The following is an 18,508-nucleotide window of genomic DNA, read 5'->3' as shown; positions in this document are numbered from 1 at the left end:
AGGAACAAATATGGCGGAATTTCTGGAAAGCTATTGGAGGGTAATTTTAGTTGTAATAGGAGCTTTGGCTTACATTATTTATTTAATTATAAATAAGAAATGGAATAAGCTCAGAAGGATTGCCAATAAATTAATGCTTCAGGCAGAACAGACTATTGTAGGATCCCAAAAAGGTCAGGAAAGATTTGAACAGGTATTGACACAGGTCTATTTGCTAATTCCTGCTTGGATCAGATTTTTTATTCCTGAAAGTCTGTTTGAGAAAACGCTGCAGAAATGGTTTGAGCTGATAAAGGACGGTCTTGATGACGGAAAGCTAAATAATTCTGCCGGAAAGGATAATAACTTGTAATATCTGCCTTATAGAGCAATTGAGGCTAACACATATCAGTTTTTATACAAAAGTTCTCCCATTAAATTTATGAGAGGACTTTTGTATTAACAAAATAAATAAAAATATTATATAATTTTATTGCATTTATATACATAAATTTATAATAAATACAGTATACCTGCTTGTTTTTGTAAAAAAATCTAAAATTATAAAGGAATTTACCTGTTCGATAATGAATAAAATACAAAACAACCAACTTTAAGGAGGATATCAGATGTTTAAAAAAATTAGCAGTACGGTAAGGGTACATATTCATAAAAGTTATTTCCCAATGCTGTTCCTTTGTATGCTGATAGTACAGTTCTTATTACCTCTTGATAGCTATGCGGATTCACCTGTCCGAACAATTTCAGGAACAATAACATATTCCAATGGCTTTGCACCTGAGGGCGGAATATGGATTACTATGTACGCCATGGGTGAAAACGGGGGCAGTTTTACAACAGATGCTTTAATTCGTGAGGGTGATAATACGGCTTACTATGAAATACCGATCAATTTGAATAATACTAATGGAAGCAGTGCTTTTACAATAAAATGTGAACCACAGAAAATGTCAAGCTATTCTGCAAGTATCTACAGCTTATTAATAGATATAGCGAAAGCTGATGTGCCGGATATAGACTTCACCACAGATTGGTTGTCTGAGCGCACAATTTCAGGAACTATAAAATATGATTGCGGCTTGGCTCCCGAAGGCGGAATAAAAATAATAGTTTCTGCAAGGGGAGAGGCTGATTTCCAGACAGAGGTAACAATTCCGGAGGGAAGCAATGAGGTTGATTACACAATACCGGTTGATTTGTATTATACAGCAGGAAAAACAACCTTTAAAGTTCAATGTATACCCGAAAACGAAGAACAATATTCAGGAATGAGTTATAATAAGGAATTGGATTTGAATGATTCCAATTTATTTAATATAAATCTTAATATTTCAGAGATTCCTTGAATGAAGAAAAACCACAAGACGGATGAACGGCAGTAATTGACTTTTCGAAAGCATGGGAAATCAGCTTTACAGGGTTTTTCTTTAAATGCGGGGACTGGAATAGTTCTAATAATTGAGTATAAAATTAACTGGTATAAAGGGCTGTTTCAAGTTAAGATACCGATAAATTAAAGCTATTGTTGCAGCATGGCTTACGGAGGTGTATAATTCTATAGCAAAATGATTTTTATTTGAACGGGGAATTAAAACAGAGTATCAATGCAATATTATATATGCGTTGAGTTTCTTTTTATTGTATTACAAGGAGGACTGCAAATGTATGATTATCTTATTGTAGGATCTGGTCTTTTTGGATCAATATTCGCATATGAGGCTAATAAGAGAGGTAAAAAATGTCTTGTAATAGACAAACGCGCGCATATAGGCGGGAATATTTATACAGTGCAAATTGAAGGAATTCATGTGCATCAGTATGGTGCTCATATTTTTCATACAAGCAATAAAACGGTCTGGGAATATGTTAATCAATTTGCTGAGTTTAACAGATATACAAATTCCCCTGTTGCAAGATACAAATCTGAGCTGTATAATATGCCCTTTAATATGAATACCTTTAATAAAATGTGGGGTGTTATTACGCCATCTGAGGCAAAACTCAAAATTCAGCAGCAAATTAATGAGGCAGGAATAAAGGAACCCAGGAATCTTGAGGAACAGGCTTTAAGCTTGGTAGGAAGGGATATTTACCAAAAATTAATCAAAGGCTATACAGAAAAGCAATGGGGACGCAGAGCAGCCGAGCTCCCAAGCTTTATTATCAAGAGGCTGCCTGTTCGCTTCACATATGACAATAATTACTTTGATGATAAATATCAAGGAATACCTGTGGGCGGATATACGCAAATTATCGAAAAAATGCTCAGAGGCATTGAAGTACGCTTGAGTACGGATTTTTTTAAGCAGCGGAATGAATTGACAGCCCTTGCCGATAAGATTGTTTTTACTGGAATGCTTGACGAGTACTATGACTATTGCTATGGAGAGCTTGAATATCGTTCACTGCGTTTTGAGACGGAAGTTCTGGCTTGTGAAAATTATCAGGGAAATGCGGTTGTAAATTATACGGAATATGAGGTGCCGTATACTCGAATAATAGAGCATAAGCATTTTGAACTGGGCTGCCAAAAAGGTGACTGCCAGTCCGGCAGTGTAAAGGCTGGTACTACGGTAATCACAAAAGAGTATCCGGCGGCATGGCAGCGTGGTAATGAACCGTATTATCCTATGAATGATGACAGGAATAATGAGCTGTTTGCAAAATATAAGGCTATTGCGGATACCGAGGAAAAGGTTATATTCGGAGGACGGCTTGGCATGTACAAATATTTTGATATGCATAATGTGGTGGCGGAGGCATTAAAACTTGCAGAAAAGGAAATGGGATAAAATATCCGTATTGCTAAATTTAATAGACTTTAGCAGATAGTACTTGATTTTGCTTCTCCCCGGACTAATTGCTCGAAATAATGACGGTCTAGCTTGTAATTTATGCCGTAGAAGTGGCCTTTTGTCACTTCTACGGCATAAATTTATAAGCGTCTGTATTAAGCAAGTCCTTAATTAAATCCGAATATCTTCCTTGAAAGGGAGTAGCACAGCAATATGATTTTCCTGCCCAAATAGCCTTTAAATTGAACTATAGAGCCTAGTAAGGAATTGTCTACCTCGTCATAAAGCGCTTGGTCTTTAAACCTTAAATATTGCCAAAGCTCTTTCTTTTTGTTGAGGCTTTGTTCCGTATTATCCTTCAGTAACAGTACGGTACTTACTGTCATCATCATAACCAGATACTTAATCATATATTTCCGCAGCTTTTTACACTCAATGTGTATAGGATTGTAGCAGTCTATCATTAGTTTTGTAACTCTGATCTGCTGATCAATACGCTGAATCATTATTTTTTCGTTAACTGATTGATCTGTTCTTCCTATAAAATATCTGTAAAGATCTAAATTTGCATAATACATTGTGTTTACATAAGGCAGCGGCATATATACAAAAATATTATCAACGTAAAAGGTATGCTTAGGAAGCTCTAACCCGCAGCTTTTAAGCACCTCTGTGCGATAGATAACAGAATGCATCAGTATATTCTGGCTGCTTTTCAAATAACCCAAATCATTCCATGTGAATATTTTTTCTTCAGGCATAGCATTTTTGTAATTAATGCTTCTTGATTTGCCGATGCTCATATTTTCGTATACATAATTAGTAATAAGCATATCTAAGACAGTAGAATTACCAAGCATGGCCTTTAAAATATCAAGCACCTTTTTCAGGCTGTCTTTATCAAACCAGTCGTCACTGTCCAAAACCTTAAAATATATTCCTTCTGCATATTTCAGACCTGTGTTTATGACATCCCCATGTCCGCCGTTTTTTTTATGAATGGCACGTATTATATTCGGATATTTTTTTTCGTATTCATCAGCAATTACCGCAGTATTGTCACTGGAACCATCATCAATAATTAAAATATCCAATTCATCACTTCCGACAAGCAATGATTCTACCGCCCTTTCCATATAGGCAGCTGAATTGTAACAAGGTATCACTATTGTAAGTACTTTCATTTTGATATCTCCTGATTATTAATTTTTAATGATTTGCTTAGCTGTACGCGTGACGTAATCTGCCACGTCAATTCAGCCAATAAAATTCCTCCAAAAACATCTAATAAAACATGCTGTCTTGTAGTTAATGTTGAAACACATATCAATATTGCCATAAATAATGAAAAATATCGATACCATGAGGGAATATTTTTACAACTTCTTAATCCGGCAAAGCAATACCAGCTGACTAAGCAATGAATTGACGGAAACAGGTTATTTGCCGGATCTATATTATATAAAAATTGAAGCATGTCCCAGAAAACACCTGAAGAAGTAATTTCCGGCCTGATATTGGTTGTCGGGAAAGATACATACGTTATAAAGCATACCAATTTTCCCAATAAATCGGCGCCTATAAACCGATAACAATGTTCCTTGCTTGCTCTGCATATCAGAATGTAATTTGCAATCCAAAAAAAATAGCTTCCGAAATAAATTAAAACAGTAGCAGGAATTACGGGGAAAATATCGTCAAAGCCAGAGGTCAAATCGTAAAAAAATCTGTCCTTATAAAACAAACGAACTCCTGAATATACTGAAAAGTTAAAAATTACACATATAATCAATGGTATAACAGCATACTTTGGTACAAGAGAACGTATTTTTTCAAAAATTTTCATATTCATCTCCCATTTTCTTGTTGAAAAAAATAAATATAATTTAGATAATTTTCTATGTATAAACAATCATTTTATCAATTGGGAAATTGTTTTACTGTTGTTTTTATATCTTAAATAGAATTAATACCTTAGTAAAGTATAATATTTATTCTGATATTAAGTCAATACACTATTGGTTATTTACAAAAATATATACATAGAGGCATCTGTTTCCAGAAGGCTTGCTTTTATCTGACAGGTGAATCACTCCACATGGAAGAGGAACAAAGTATCTGGTTTGCCGCCGCCAGATAATCCGCGGAGCTATAGCACTTTTTAATTTTCTTCAGCAGCTTGCCCTCCTTGTCTGTGTGAAAGGACAGCTGTCTCCAGAACTCCTTCATCTTATCGCACAGATGCTTTTCCCCTGAAAGCACACTCCTGTAATAACTGAAAAGCTCATCGTGAAATTCTTTAAGCAGGCTCATTTTACTGCCCTCAGGTACAATATGCCCCTTTATTAAGGAGGGAAGGAATGGATCGCCTAGAGCTCCTCTGCCAAGCATAAAGTTACTTATATGCGGAAAGCGGGAGCTGATGCGGATTAAGTCATTGTGTGTGAATATGTCTCCGTTATAGGTGGTTTCGTGCTTGCAGGCAGAAGACAGAGCTTCGAAGGAATCCAAGTCAACATTGCCGGCATACATCTGCTTGCCGGTACGGGCGTGTATAATTACGCCGCCCAGAGGGTATTCATTTAATATTTCAATTACGCGCAAGCCCTCTTCCGGACTGTCGAGGCCAAGCCTCATTTTTACGGTGACAGTATATGAGCCGGAACAGGCGGTATCAAGAACATTTTTTATCATTTCCGGATAGGGCAGTATACCGGACCCTCTTTTCTTTCTGGTTACCATAGGAAAGGGGCAGCCTATATTCCAGTTGATTTCATTGTATCCCATATCAGCTATTGCATCTGAAAAGAGCTTGAATTCAGTTCCGCTGCTGCTGAGAATTTGAGGAATAACCTTAACCTCAGGCTTGTTATTTTCAGCTGCAATATCCTTTAATAATACAGGATTTACTTTATCCATATCGGCGGTTGATATAAACGGCGCATAGTATACATCAATTCCGCCAAAAAATTTTGAAAATAAGTTTCTGTAGCAAGCGACAGTCATTCCCTGTATTGGAGCTAAAAAAAGGTTCATATATTATCATCCTTAGTTAAATCTTGTTTATATTTAGTATACGCAGTTTTCCATTGAAAGTTTTAGCATTTGAGATTTTTTTGCTGGAAAAGTTGAATTAATATATCCTAAATACTATATATAGTTATTGACATAAAAGCAATAGTCAATTTCGTAATAAAACAAAATGGCTTAGTGCTTGACTAAAATAAATTATGGCTATAGTATATTAAGAAAGAGCTTGAATTGAAAAAATAAACATGAATTACTTTATATGTAAATAATTAGAACTCTTACCGAGGGTTAATATTATTTCTTTGAGAGCATTTACTATCGTCCTGAGGGCTTGAACCGTAAGTGACTTGGGTATATTGAATAATATATTTTAAAAGGGAGGAATGCTTTATCATTAAAATCGCAGAAATTCAGAGGAACTTTTTCAAAAAAGGCTTAACAAGGGAAGTTGATGAAAGGCTTCTCCAATTACAGAGGTTAAAGGGCGCAATACTTGAAAATGAAGCCGGTATTTATAATGCATTGGAGAAGGATTTAGGCAAGTGCAGGCTTGAAGGGTTTATGACCGAGGTGGGCTTCACCCTGAATGAAATTGACTTCATGATTAAAAATATAAGAAGGCTTGCTAAATACAGAAGAGTAAAAACACCGCTTATGCTTGCAGGCGGTTCAAGCCATATAGCTCCTGAGCCCTATGGAACGGTACTCATAATCGGCCCGTGGAATTATCCCTTTCAGCTGGTAATGCTTCCGCTTGCCGGAGCAATTGCGGCAGGCAACTGCGCGGTTGTCAAGCCTTCAGAACTATCTCCGAATGTCGCTGGAATTATAACTAAAATTATTAATAAAAATTTTGATAATGAATACATATTTTCTGCAGAAGGCGGAATTGAAATGTCCGAACAGCTGCTGGCACAGAAATTTGATTATATATTCTACACGGGAAGCACAACAGTAGGCAGAATAGTTATGGAGGCAGCTGCAAAAAATCTGACTCCTGTGACCTTGGAGCTGGGAGGGAAAAGTCCCTGTATAGTTGACAAGGATACCAATCTGGATAATGCAGCAAGACGAATTGCATGGGGAAAGCTTTTGAACTGCGGACAGACCTGTGTTGCCCCCGATTATTTATTTGTGCATAAAGAAATAAGAGATGAATTCATAAAGAAGCTGATTAATACCTCTGAAGCCTTTTATGGGAGTAATCCGATAAAAAATGAGCAATATTCCAAAATAATAAATGAAAGACATTTTAACCGGCTTTTATCATTAATTGACAAACAAAATATTATATATGGCGGGAATTATGATAAGGAAAGGCTGAAGATTTCTCCCACGGTAATTTACCCTGTAACCAAAGACAGCAAAATAATGCAGGATGAAATATTCGGACCGGTAATGCCAATTATGGAATATGAAAATATCGATGAAGTGATAGGCTATATAAATGACAGACCGAAACCGCTGGCCTTGTATTTCTTTTCAAAGGATAAGGGCAGGATAAGGAGGGTATTGAAGGAAACCTCGTCAGGGGGAGTGTGTATAAATGACACCGTTAACCACATAGCATCTGCGGGCCTGCCTTTCGGCGGTGTCGGAGACAGCGGAATGGGCAGCTATCACGGCAGGGCGACCTTTGACACCTTTTCGCATAAAAAAAGCATATTAAAAAGTCAGCTGATATTTGACCTGGAAATGAAATATCCGCCTTATGACGTTTCAGAAGGCTTCATTAAGAAGGTATTTAAATACTTGCTTCATTAACCAAGCTCAAATACGGTTGAAAGTTTTTGCGAGTATAGAATATCGGGGGCGATGTTTGTATCGGGAAGATATAAACATCGTTTTTTCAAGGTGACAGTAACTTATATATTAATTTATAAAAGTGATAAAATATATGGCAATTAAAAAAATAACTTTTATATAAACCGGTATTTTGTTAAAATTATATTTTGCGGATGCCGGTATTTTAAGGCTTAATTATATAAGAAAAGGAAAAAAGAATATGCAGATACCTGATTATCTTGTAAATGAACAATTCGATGACAGATACTTTGATGTGGTTAATGCAATGGACGAAGCACAGCAAATATATTTTACAAATAATAACCTCATTGAGCGCATTACTGAAACAATTAAGGAAAAGGACACGTTTGTTATAGGTGAAACGGGCTTCGGAGCGGGACGGGTGGTAGTTTCACTGATGGAGTTTGCTGAGAACAGCGGTTTAAAGAATGCATGCATAGAATATAATTCTGTTGAATTGTATCCGATGAGTGCTGAGAGAATGCTTTTTATTCTGGAGGGCTTCAGAGAGCGGGCAGGCGACAAGATTGATGCTCTTGCAGAGGCTTACGGAGGTATCAATACCAGAATTTCCGGCTGGCATTCGGCAGAAATTTCAAGACCCTTCGGAAGGCTCAGGCTGAATCTATGGATAGGAGAAGCCCTCGAAATGGTGAAGGCTTTGGAAAAGCCTTGCGATGTATGGTTTCTGGATGGGCACAGTCCTAAAAAAAATCCTTCAATATGGCGTCCTGAGCTGATGAACGAAATCGGGAAAAAAACAAAAGCAGGAGGCACCTGTGCCACCTTCACTGTAGCCGGTGCAGTAAAAAGAGCCCTGTCGGAGGCAGGCTTTACAATTAAAAAATATCCCGGATGCGGCGGCAAAAATGAAGTGCTGCAGGGAGTAAGGGAAATATAAATTTTGTCAATCTGTACTTGAAAAGTGGCACATATACAGATATAATTATACTACTGATTTATATAAAATAGCTGGGAAAAAGCCAAGATTTAATAAATTTCTTTAGAGAGCCGGTGTCTGGTGAAAACCGGTGAAAGATTAAATCAATCCACTTTTGAGCTGTCGGTGAAGAATCGAAAGGCTGGTAGCCTTTATCCTACCGAAAAGAGGCTGGTTATTTTTATAATAACCGGCAATTTGAGTGGCAACGCGGAATACCTTCCGTCTCATTATTTATGGGATGGAAGGTTTTTATGCTATTGGGAAGAATAAAATCAGAAATTAAAAGAATTAAAAAATAATACAAAAACAAAAGTATTGAGGGAGGAATATATGTTAGATTTAAAATTTTTAAGGGAGAAGCCTGAGGTTGTAAAGCAAAATATTAAAAACAAGTTTCAGGACAGCAAGCTGGGCTTGGTAGATGAAGTTATAGCTCTGGACGGCGAGCTCAGAAATACAAAGGCGGAAGCTGAAAATTTAAGGGCAAACAGGAATAAAATCTCTAAAAGCATAGGTGCCTTAATGGCTCAGGGCAAAAAGGACGAGGCAGAGGAAATGAAAAAGCAGGTTACTGCAAACTCAGACCGTCTTGCCGAACTAAAAATAAAGGAGGATGAGCTGGAAGAAAAGGTTAAGAATATTATGATGGTTATTCCGAATATAATTGACCCAAGTGTTCCTATTGGCAGGGATGATAGTGAAAATGTTGAAATTCAGGTTTATGGCGAGCCCTTTGTGCCGGCCTTTGAAATACCGTATCACACTGATATAATGGAGAAATTAAGCGGTATTGATTTGGAAAGCGCAAGAAAGGTTGCCGGGAATGGTTTCTATTATCTGATGGGAAATGTTGCCAGACTTCATTCGGCGGTTATTTCATATGCAAGGGATTTTATGATAAACAGGGGATTTACTTACTGCATACCGCCTTTCATGATTCGCAGCGAGGTTGTTACAGGTGTAATGAGCTTTGCGGAAATGGAAGCAATGATGTATAAAATAGAAGGTGAGGATTTGTTTTTAATCGGTACCAGCGAGCATTCAATGATAGGTAAATTTATTGATACCATTTTAACAGAGGATGCATTGCCTCAGACGCTTACAAGCTATTCGCCATGCTTCAGAAAGGAAAAGGGCGCTCATGGGCTTGAGGAAAGAGGCGTATATAGGATACATCAGTTTGAAAAGCAGGAAATGATAGTGGTGTGTAAACCGGAAGAAAGTATGGCGTGGTTTGACAGAATGTGGCAGAATACGGTGGATTTATTCCGCTCACTGGATATTACGGTCAGGACTTTAGAATGCTGCTCAGGTGATTTGGCAGATTTGAAGGTAAAATCCATAGATGTGGAGGCATGGTCACCGAGACAGAAGAAGTATTTTGAAGTGGGCAGCTGTTCAAATCTCGGAGATGCACAGGCAAGACGCTTAAAGATACGTGTTGACGGCAAGGACGGCAAGTACTATGCCCATACTCTTAATAATACGGTTGTTGCTCCGCCAAGAATGCTTATTGCATTTTTGGAGAATAACCTCAATGCCGACGGTTCTGTCAATATTCCTGCTGCGTTGCAGCCGTATATGGGAGGTATGGCTGTTATAAGGTAAAAGCTTAATATACAGTGCTTTGCTGTATCAGGAGATAAAGGCGTATCAGGTGTTCTCATGAGATTCCCTGATATGCTTTTTTCAGTATACAAAATTAAAATTGGACAAGGAAAACAAGTCCTGCTTAAAGTTTGCTGCATTTATCCCTCACATAAAATTAAAATGATAAATTAATATTTTTAATTGCAAAGTTAATTGCGGTTGAAAACCTTTGCGACCGGTAATTTACTTGCGGTTATACGCGGCTATCCGGTGACATGAACCGCACACCTTGTTCTTGCTCCGTCTTCAGAAGCGTAAATATAGGCTGTGCCGGCTTTTACTGCGGTAATTTTTCCTTGTGAATCTATTTTTGCAATATTGGAGTTGCTGGATGTCCATACAGGAGATATGCCTGAGGAGACAGCAGCGGTTATTACAGCGGCGGTTCCTGCTTTCAGACTGAGCTCGGACGAGCTCAGAGTTATAACGGGCTTTTCTACCAAAACAGTGCAGCTTTTTGATACTCCGTCGACAGTGGCGGTAATGGTAGCTGTGCCATGCTTGATTGCCGTGACTGTTCCGGAGGAATCAACGGTAGCTACACTTTTCTTGTTTGTTCTCCATGAGGGAATGATTCCCGATGACACATCTGCCTTCAGCTTGATTTTCTGACACCGGAACAATTTAACGCTGGTTTGGCTTAAGGATATTACCGGAGCTTTCACCTTGACTTTACAGGTTGAGCTGCTTCCGTCGGCAGTGGCGGTTATCGTGCTTTCTCCGGGCTTAATGCCTGTTATTATGCCATTTTCGTCAATGGCAGCAATACTTTTCCTGCTGCTTTTCCAGGTTACCTTGGAGTTATTGGAGGTTGCCGCCGACAGCCGTATACTCTGACCATTTTCAATGGATAATACGGTACTGCTGATAGTAATTTTGGTCTTATTTACGGTAACCTTACAAGAGGCTTCTGCATTTTTTATTTTAGCAGTAATAGTAGCTGTTCCGGATTTCTTTGCGGTTACCTTTCCGTAGGTATTTACAGAAGCCACTTTTGAATTGCTGCTTTTCCAGGTTGGAATTTTACCTGTGGAAGCCAGTGCCAATATGTAAAACTCATCACCTATATTGACGGCTGCAGAATATTTGGAAATTATAATGAAAGAAAGTGAAGAACCGGCATACATGGTTTGAAGCGATAAGGAAAAAACGGTTGATAAGCACAATATTATTGACAATAAGGTTTTTTTAGCTTGTGACATTAGAATCCTCCATTCATAGAATGTGAGGAATAAATGATTTAATTATGACAACAGCAAACTTGAATTTATTTTAGCATATATGTATAAATATGTAAACATTTTATTGACTCAATCCTGTATAAAAGAACAATGGACATTCTCTTATGCAGGTAGTATAATGCAAAATAATACAGTGAAAGGGAGCTTGTTATTTTGCAGCATAAAGAAATATTCACAAACGGAAAGTTCATAGCCGCAATTGCAACGCTGTGCTGTTTATTATGGGGTAGCGCGTATCCCGGAGTAAAAAGCGGATATATTTTATTTAATATAGATGATATTCCGTCTAAGCTGGTGTTCGCCGGTCTCAGATTTACTGCGGCAGGACTCATATTGCTTGTAATTTCAATGCTTAACAGGAAGAGTATATTCAGGCTTTCCAAGAAGAGGTCTATAAGTATATTTTTCCTTGCACTTATTCAGACAACCTCACAGTATGTGTTCTTTTATATAGGTCTTGCTAATACTACAGGGGTTAAAAGCTCTATTATGAACTCTGCCGGAACCTTTTTCAGTGTTTTCCTAGCGCATTTTATTTATAAGAATGACAGGCTGAATATTAATAAGGCAATAGGGTGTGCCCTTGGATTTGTGGGTGTCATGGCTGTAAATTTCAGCACCGGTCTTTTAGAATTTTCTTTCAGCTTTACAGGAGAGGGGTTCATAATAATATCTGCATTAATGTTTTCAGTTGCTACTGTTTATGCAAAAAGAATCACCAGAGATATGGAGGTGATGGTTGTTACAGGATACAGCCTTTTTGTGGGAGGAATATTGCTTATGCTGTCGGGAAAAATTTCGGGAGGCAATATTTCAAATTTTACAGCGGCATCGGCAGCTTTATTAATTTATCTGGCTGTATTGTCTGCCGCAGCATTTTCCTTGTGGAATTTACTTATAAAATATAATAAGGTTGGAACAGTGTCAGTTTATAATTTCCTTACTCCGGTATTTGGAGCTATCCTTTCGGCAATCTTTTTAAATGAAAATATATTAAGCCTGAAAAACCTTATTGCCCTTGTTCTTGTATGCTTTGGAATCTGGATGGTTAACAAGGTGCGGTAATTATTAGTATTAAAAGCTCTTGACTAAGCAATGGCAAAATGATAAATTAAAAGAAAGAAATATGTACATTTTAAAAACTGAATATATATTCTTCAGGGATAGGTGAAATTCCTTATCGGCGGTAAAGCCCGCGAGCCATAATGGCTGATCTGGTTAAATTCCGGAGCCGACAGTATAGTCTGGATGAGAGAAGAATTTTTTATTTATAGATGCTTTTTAAGTTTCTGTTCATTAATTCAACCCTGAGGTTCTTTTACTTCAGGGTTTTTTATATTGGTATGGTTCATGCCGGAGGCTGAATGAGGGGTTTTGACATAAGATTTTTAAAATAAATTTGAAAGGGGGCTTGAGTCCGGGTCATGGATGCGGACGAGGATGTATTATGAACAGGCATGAAGTCTATATGAAAAGAGCTATAGAACTTGCAAAAGGGGGATGGGGAAAAACCAATCCAAATCCTTTGGTAGGAGCGGTAATAGTAAAGGACGGAGAAATTATTGCGGAAGGATTTCACAAGGAATTAGGAGGTGACCACGCAGAAGCGGCAGCACTTATTAACAGCAGGCAAAGTGTGGAAGGCGGTACGCTTTATGTTAATCTGGAACCTTGCTCACATCATGGGAGAACTCCTCCCTGTGCTGTGAAAATTATAGAATCGAAAATTAAAAGAGTTGTGGTAGCTATGGAAGACCCCAACCCATTGGTGGCAGGAAGCGGCATCAGGATGCTGAGAGAGGCTGGAATTGAAGTGGTTATGGGAGTACTTGAAAAGGAAGCCGGCGTACTAAATGAGATATTTATAAAATATATTAGTCATAAAATGCCTTTCGTAATTATGAAAGCTGCAATGACATTAGACGGCAAAATTGCTTCGGTTACCGGTGATTCCAAATGGATATCAGGAGAAAGCTCCAGACAGCAGGTACACATTATACGTGACAGAGTATCGGCTGTTATGGTGGGTGTGAATACAGTACTGACCGACAATCCGGAACTTACCACGCGGCTTGGTTCGGGAGAGGGCAGGGATCCGGTAAGAATAGTCGTGGACAGCAGGGGGATTATACCGGCAGACAGTAAGGCAGTAACCATACAATCTCCGGCATGTGCAGTTCTTGCCACAACTTCATTAATAGAAAAAGACAAGGAAAAGCTTTTTAAGAGCAAGGGAGTTAAGGTTTTAAAGCTTGACGGTCCAAATTCAGGCGGTCATGTGGATTTGAAATTATTAATGCAGGAGTTATATAAGCTTGAAATTGACAGTGTACTTTTAGAGGGAGGCGGTAATTTAAATGCAGCGGCACTTAAGGCGGGAATAGTGGATAAAGTAATGTTCTTCATTTCTCCCAGGATTATAGGAGGGCAAGAAGCGAAGACTCCCGTTGAGGGTGATGGAATAAGGCTTATGAGCAATGCCGTAAATTTAAGGGATATAAATATAAGGAGATTTGGCAGGGATATTCTTGTAGAAGGATATGTGAGAGGAGAAGCATGTTTACAGGAATTGTAGAGGAAATCGGAAGTGTCAGGAAAATAGTGCGGGGAAGGTTATCTGTGAGGCTTACAATAGGCTGTTCAAAAATTCTGGAGGATGTAAAAACAGGGGACAGCATAGCTGTAAACGGGATATGCCTCACAGTTGTTGATTCGGCAGCCTCATGGTTTACAGCTGATGTTATGCCTGAAACTATGAGAAGAACCGCTTTATATGAGCTGTCAGTAGCCGGCAGGGTGAATTTGGAGAGGGCGATGAAGCTGTCGGACAGACTTGGAGGACATATAGTGCCCGGACATATAGACGGGATTGGAATTATTAAAAGCATAGAGGAGGAGGATAATGCGGTATGGCTTGCTGTTGAGGCTGATGAAAACATACTGAAATATATTGTGCATAAAGGTTCCGTTGCCTTGGACGGAACCAGCCTTACCGTTGCTGATCTGGATGAGAAGGGTTTCAGGGTTTCCCTTATACCGCATACTGCAAAAAGTACAATTCTGGGATTTGCAAAAACAGGTGACAAAATAAATATAGAGTGCGATATAGTGGGGAAATATGTGGAAAGGCTTCAGAACTGCAATGTACCGAATTTACATGATTTTAAGAAAGATAAAGATTTTTCGTTAGATTTTTTGAAGAGTAACGGCTTTGCATAGCCAAAGGCTTAAAGCCGAAGAAGAGCTTGGTCATATGGGAGGTAAGAGCATGAATTTTAATACTATCGAAGAGGCTGTGGAAGATATCAGTCAGGGTAAAATGGTGCTGGTTTTAGATGATGAAGACAGAGAAAATGAAGGAGATATTCTGATGGCAGCCGAAAAGGTGACACATGAGCATATAACCTTTATGGCAACCTATGGAAGAGGCTTGATATGTGTACCTGTAACCGGGGAGCATGCCCGTATTTTAAAGCTTAACCCGATGGTAGAGGCAAATACGGAAAGCATGAAGACGTCATTTACAGTTTCTGTGGACTATAGAGAAGCAACAACCGGGATATCGGCTTATGAAAGGGCAAGAACCATAAAGGCGTTATCAAATCCCAAAGCAGTAAAAGAAGACTTTTTAAGACCTGGACATATTTTCCCTTTAATTGCAAGGGACGGAGGCGTGCTGAAACGCTCAGGGCATACAGAGGCGGCAGTGGATTTGGCAAGGCTGGCAGGCCTTTTTCCCGCAGGAGTAATCTGTGAGGTTATGAATGATGACGGAACTATGGCGAGATTGCCTCAGCTGATGGAGTTTGCAGGCAGGCACAGGCTTAAAATAATTACGGTGGCCGATTTAATAAAATACAGAAGGAATAAAGAAAAGGTTATTAAGTCTGCCGCTGTTGCAAAGCTTCCAACCAGATACGGTGAATTTAAAATTGCGGCATATGAAAATATTATTAACGGCGAGCATCATGTCGCATTGATAAAAGGAGAAATTGAAAGCTCTGAAGAGCCTGTATTGGTGCGGGTACATTCCGAATGCCTGACGGGCGATGCCTTTCATTCGGAGAGATGCGATTGCGGAGAGCAGCTTGATGCGGCTATTAAGCAGATCAGCGAAGAGGGAAGAGGTGTTCTTCTTTATATGCGTCAGGAAGGCAGAGGAATAGGACTTGTAAATAAAATACGTGCCTATGAGCTTCAGGATAAGGGTAAGGATACGGTTGAGGCAAATGTATTGCTGGGCTTTGCTCCTGATCTGAGAGAATATGGTACAGGCGCCCAAATCCTATATGATTTGGGTGTCAGAAAAATCAGGCTTCTGACCAATAACCCCAAGAAAATTGTAGGGTTAAGCGGATATGGACTTGAAATTGTGGAAAGAGTTCCGATACAGCTGGCTGCAAATAAATCAAATGAATTTTATATGAAGACCAAAAAAGAAAAAATGGGGCATATGCTTAATGGTTTTGATAAAGGCCTTAATTCAATAATAAATCAGGAGGACGAAGTAAATGTCAATTAAAACCTATGAAGGGAAATTAGTGGCAGATAGATTAAAGTTCGGAGTTGTTACGGGACGTTTTAATGAATTTATTAGCAGTAAGCTATATGGCGGGGTGATAGACGGACTTGTAAGGCATGGAGCCAATGAAGAGGATATTGAAGCGGTATGGGTTCCGGGTGCCTTTGAAATTCCGCTGGCTGCGCAGAAGCTTGCAGCCTCCGGAAAATATGATGCGGTAATATGTCTGGGAGCAGTTATCAGAGGTTCCACACCTCATTTTGATTTTGTCGCAGGCGAGGTATCCAAGGGTATTGCAAAGGTTTCACTGGATACAGGAGTTCCTGTGATTTTCGGAGTCCTGACAACGGATACCCTTGAGCAGGCAATAGAAAGAGCAGGAACAAAATCGGGGAATAAGGGTTATGATGCGGCGGTTACGGCTATTGAGATGGCTAATTTGTTAAGACAGGTTTAGCAGACAGGGTATAAAAGCTTGGAATTCTTGGCATACAAGAAATCTAGGCTTTTTTGCTTTTAGCCTTGTATTTATAAAAAGGTTTTAAAAAATATGCAGTTTTGATAAAATATAAATGTAAGCTATTGAAAATCATGTATATTAAGGAGGGATTTGGCGAAATAAAAAATTAAACATGTACAAAGGCAAATAAAACTTATTTGAAAGGATGGAAAAGAAAATGAAACATTTAAGTAAAAAGGTTTTTTCATTTGTTATATGTCTGGCACTGTTGCTGACATTGCTTGGCTCCTCAGTCAATGCTGCGGCAAACCCTAATCCGTCATGGAATGTAGATGAAAGAATTATTCTTCATGGGCAATGCAATCCCTATGACTACTATGCGGCTAAAGATCCGACTATTGTTTACTATAATGGTAAATACCTTGTATACTATACCGGTGCAAATAAAAGCGGAGGCTGGCAGATGTGCTTTACATCCGCAAGTACAATCGCAGGGCTGAAAACTGCTCCGCGTACATATATGAGCAAAATAGGAGAGAGTTATTTCTGTGCGCCTGAATTGTTCTATTTTGAGCCGCAAAAATTATGGTATCTTGTTTATCAGGACGGAACTTATGGGGCAGCCTATGCCACATCAACTGATCCCGCTGACCCAAATTCATGGTCAGGTCCTAAATCCTTTGGAATATCAGGAAATATGGGATGGGATTATTATGTAATATGTGATGACCAGTATGCGTATATGTACAACACACCAAGTGACGGTTCCAGCAAGCTGTATATGCGCAAGACTAAATTGGCAGACTTCCCCGGAAAGGGCTGGAGTACCCCCACTGTTGCCTGCACCAATGTATTTGAAGCTGCGGAGGTATACAAATCTCTGGCTGACGGTCAATACTACCTGCTTGTGGAAGCCATGATAGATGGCAGAAGCTATGAGCTGTTTACATCCTCAAGTGCAGGAGGGCCGTGGACTCTGGTTAACAGTAAATGGGCGACCAAGAGCAATCTTACCAAATACAATGCGGACAAGTGGACAACAAATGTATCCCACGGAGAGCTCCTCCGGTCAGGATATAATCAAAAACTGGAGATTAATGACATAAACAAGGTGGATTTTCTTATACAAGGGACTACAGACATATCCGGTGAATACCAACAAATTACATGGGACTTGGGATTTATCAGAAATTATACCGGCAGTCCGGATACGCCTGCTACCCCAAGAACAGCCTTTGAAAAAATAGAAGCCGAGAGCTTTGATGATCAATCGGGAATCCAGAATGTAACCTGTGATGAGGGAACAGAGGCTGTGGGCTACACCGAAAACGGTGATTATGCAGTATACAAGAGTATTGATTTCGGCAGCGGAGCTGCAAGCTTTCAGGCGAGAGTATCAAGTGCCACCTCAGGAGGAAATATTGAGATCAGGCTGGACAGTGCCGGCGGCACATTAATCGGAACCTGTCCTGTTGCCGGAACCGGGGCGTGGCAGACTTTCAGTGATGTACAGTGCAATGTCAGCGGAGTTTCCGGGCAGCATGACTTGTATTTGAAATTTACAGGGACAAGCGGGTATTTAATCAACCTTAACTGGTTTAAATTCAGTACTCAGGGTATCGTAAGGCTTGGGGATATAAATTCCGACGGGCAGGTAGATGCAATAGATTTACAGTTGCTGAAAAAATACCTTTTGGAACCGGGAACAATTGAGAACATAAAATCGGCTGATGTAGATGCAAACGGCGAAGTCAATGCAATTGATTTCTCGCTGATGAAACAGTATCTGCTTGGGACAATAGCTGTTTTCCCGGGACAAGGCTAGGGTGAAATTTTATATTTAAGCCTTCAGAAGGAATTTGCTGTTCTTTTTGAAGGCTTGGCTTTTAAGCTGTTATGTTTTTAATGCTATTGACTTAGGCTTTAAAAAAGTGCTATATTGTATACTATAATTAAAAAACAGACAGTTCGTAACCATCCTGTCTATAAATAAAACTACGGATCTGCTATCGGTAGGATAGCTTATTTTTTGCATAAGCAATGCAGGCTTTTGGTAAGGCG

The 18,508-nt window shown here is 39.1% G+C and carries 16 protein-coding genes, 1 riboswitch and 1 other annotated feature; of the genes, 12 read left to right on the top strand and 4 right to left on the bottom strand.

Features of this window, described 5'->3' with window-relative positions; all coding sequences use genetic code 11:
- Positions 1–10 precede the first annotated feature (10 nt).
- The 3 genes from LY28_RS01215 (at position 11) to glf (ending at position 2,792) form a co-directional block, all read left to right on the top strand.
- Complete coding sequence (locus tag LY28_RS01215) at positions 11–352, top strand: hypothetical protein (protein WP_110460336.1); 342 nt, start codon at positions 11–13, stop codon at positions 350–352.
- 256 nt (positions 353–608) lie between these two features.
- Positions 609–1,346 (top strand): hypothetical protein, encoded by a 738-nt coding sequence (locus tag LY28_RS01210; RefSeq protein ID WP_110460335.1) that lies wholly within the window; start codon positions 609–611, stop codon positions 1,344–1,346.
- A gap of 315 nt (positions 1,347–1,661) precedes the next feature.
- Complete coding sequence (glf, locus tag LY28_RS01205) at positions 1,662–2,792, top strand: UDP-galactopyranose mutase (RefSeq protein WP_110460334.1); 1,131 nt, start codon at positions 1,662–1,664, stop codon at positions 2,790–2,792.
- 170 nt (positions 2,793–2,962) lie between these two features.
- On the opposite strand, the gene LY28_RS01200 is transcribed toward glf, so the two are convergent.
- The 3 genes from LY28_RS01200 to LY28_RS01190 all read right to left on the bottom strand — a co-directional run bounded on the left by LY28_RS01200 (position 2,963) and on the right by LY28_RS01190 (position 5,831).
- Positions 2,963–3,979 (bottom strand): glycosyltransferase family 2 protein, encoded by a 1,017-nt coding sequence (locus tag LY28_RS01200; protein ID WP_110460333.1) that lies wholly within the window; start codon positions 3,977–3,979, stop codon positions 2,963–2,965.
- Positions 3,976–4,641 carry a phosphatase PAP2 family protein gene (locus LY28_RS01195; RefSeq protein ID WP_110460332.1) on the bottom strand — a complete coding sequence of 222 codons (666 nt, stop codon included), beginning with the start codon at positions 4,639–4,641 and terminating at the stop codon, positions 3,976–3,978. Before LY28_RS01195 ends, LY28_RS01200 begins: the two co-directional genes overlap by 4 nt.
- 227 nt (positions 4,642–4,868) lie before the next feature.
- Positions 4,869–5,831 (bottom strand): tRNA-dihydrouridine synthase family protein, encoded by a 963-nt coding sequence (locus tag LY28_RS01190; RefSeq protein WP_110460331.1) that lies wholly within the window; start codon positions 5,829–5,831, stop codon positions 4,869–4,871.
- A 384-nt stretch (positions 5,832–6,215) separates the two neighbouring features.
- Between LY28_RS01190 and LY28_RS01185 the strand changes: the two genes are divergently transcribed.
- From LY28_RS01185 to serS, 3 genes are all read left to right on the top strand, one after another.
- Positions 6,216–7,589: an aldehyde dehydrogenase gene (locus LY28_RS01185; RefSeq protein ID WP_110460330.1), complete on the top strand. Its 1,374-nt coding sequence runs from the start codon at positions 6,216–6,218 to the stop codon at positions 7,587–7,589.
- 241 nt (positions 7,590–7,830) lie between these two features.
- A complete protein-coding gene (mnmC2, locus tag LY28_RS01180) occupies positions 7,831–8,532 on the top strand; it encodes a tRNA (5-methylaminomethyl-2-thiouridine)(34)-methyltransferase MnmC2 (RefSeq protein WP_110460394.1) in 702 nt (233 codons plus the stop codon).
- 64 nt (positions 8,533–8,596) lie between these two features.
- Positions 8,597–8,804 (top strand) — a binding site (T-box leader).
- A 100-nt stretch (positions 8,805–8,904) separates the two neighbouring features.
- The gene (gene serS / locus LY28_RS01170; protein WP_110460328.1) at positions 8,905–10,182 is read left to right on the top strand and encodes a serine--tRNA ligase; all 1,278 of its coding nucleotides are present in this window, start codon (positions 8,905–8,907) and stop codon (positions 10,180–10,182) included.
- Between the two features lie 245 nt (positions 10,183–10,427).
- On the opposite strand, the gene LY28_RS01165 is transcribed toward serS, so the two are convergent.
- Positions 10,428–11,426, bottom strand: coding sequence for an Ig-like domain-containing protein (locus tag LY28_RS01165; protein WP_110460327.1), 999 nt, complete (start codon positions 11,424–11,426; stop codon positions 10,428–10,430).
- Between the two features lie 192 nt (positions 11,427–11,618).
- Here LY28_RS01165 and LY28_RS01160 point away from each other — a divergent pair, with 192 nt between their 5' ends.
- The 6 genes from LY28_RS01160 (at position 11,619) to LY28_RS01135 (ending at position 18,272) form a co-directional block, all read left to right on the top strand.
- Positions 11,619–12,530, top strand: coding sequence for a DMT family transporter (locus LY28_RS01160; protein ID WP_110460326.1), 912 nt, complete (start codon positions 11,619–11,621; stop codon positions 12,528–12,530).
- 84 nt (positions 12,531–12,614) lie between these two features.
- Positions 12,615–12,729, top strand: a riboswitch (FMN riboswitch).
- A 183-nt stretch (positions 12,730–12,912) separates the two neighbouring features.
- Positions 12,913–14,040 (top strand): bifunctional diaminohydroxyphosphoribosylaminopyrimidine deaminase/5-amino-6-(5-phosphoribosylamino)uracil reductase RibD, encoded by a 1,128-nt coding sequence (gene ribD / locus LY28_RS01155; RefSeq protein WP_110460325.1) that lies wholly within the window; start codon positions 12,913–12,915, stop codon positions 14,038–14,040.
- Complete coding sequence (locus LY28_RS01150) at positions 14,022–14,684, top strand: riboflavin synthase (RefSeq protein ID WP_110460324.1); 663 nt, start codon at positions 14,022–14,024, stop codon at positions 14,682–14,684. The genes ribD and LY28_RS01150 overlap by 19 nt, the downstream gene beginning before the upstream one ends.
- Before the next feature lie 49 nt (positions 14,685–14,733).
- Entirely contained in the window at positions 14,734–15,987 is a 1,254-nt protein-coding gene (locus LY28_RS01145) for a bifunctional 3,4-dihydroxy-2-butanone-4-phosphate synthase/GTP cyclohydrolase II (protein WP_110460323.1), read from the top strand.
- Positions 15,977–16,444, top strand: coding sequence for a 6,7-dimethyl-8-ribityllumazine synthase (gene ribH / locus LY28_RS01140; RefSeq protein ID WP_110460322.1), 468 nt, complete (start codon positions 15,977–15,979; stop codon positions 16,442–16,444). Before LY28_RS01145 ends, ribH begins: the two co-directional genes overlap by 11 nt.
- A 220-nt stretch (positions 16,445–16,664) precedes the next feature.
- The gene (locus LY28_RS01135; protein WP_110460321.1) at positions 16,665–18,272 is read left to right on the top strand and encodes a non-reducing end alpha-L-arabinofuranosidase family hydrolase; all 1,608 of its coding nucleotides are present in this window, start codon (positions 16,665–16,667) and stop codon (positions 18,270–18,272) included.
- Positions 18,273–18,508: the final 236 nt, after the last annotated feature.

Source organism: Ruminiclostridium sufflavum DSM 19573 (genome assembly GCF_003208175.1).
Taxonomy (GTDB): domain Bacteria; phylum Bacillota; class Clostridia; order Acetivibrionales; family DSM-1351; genus Ruminiclostridium; species Ruminiclostridium sufflavum.
The sequence above is the reverse complement of the archived record's forward strand: the minus strand, read 5'-3'. Positions and strand labels throughout refer to the sequence as shown.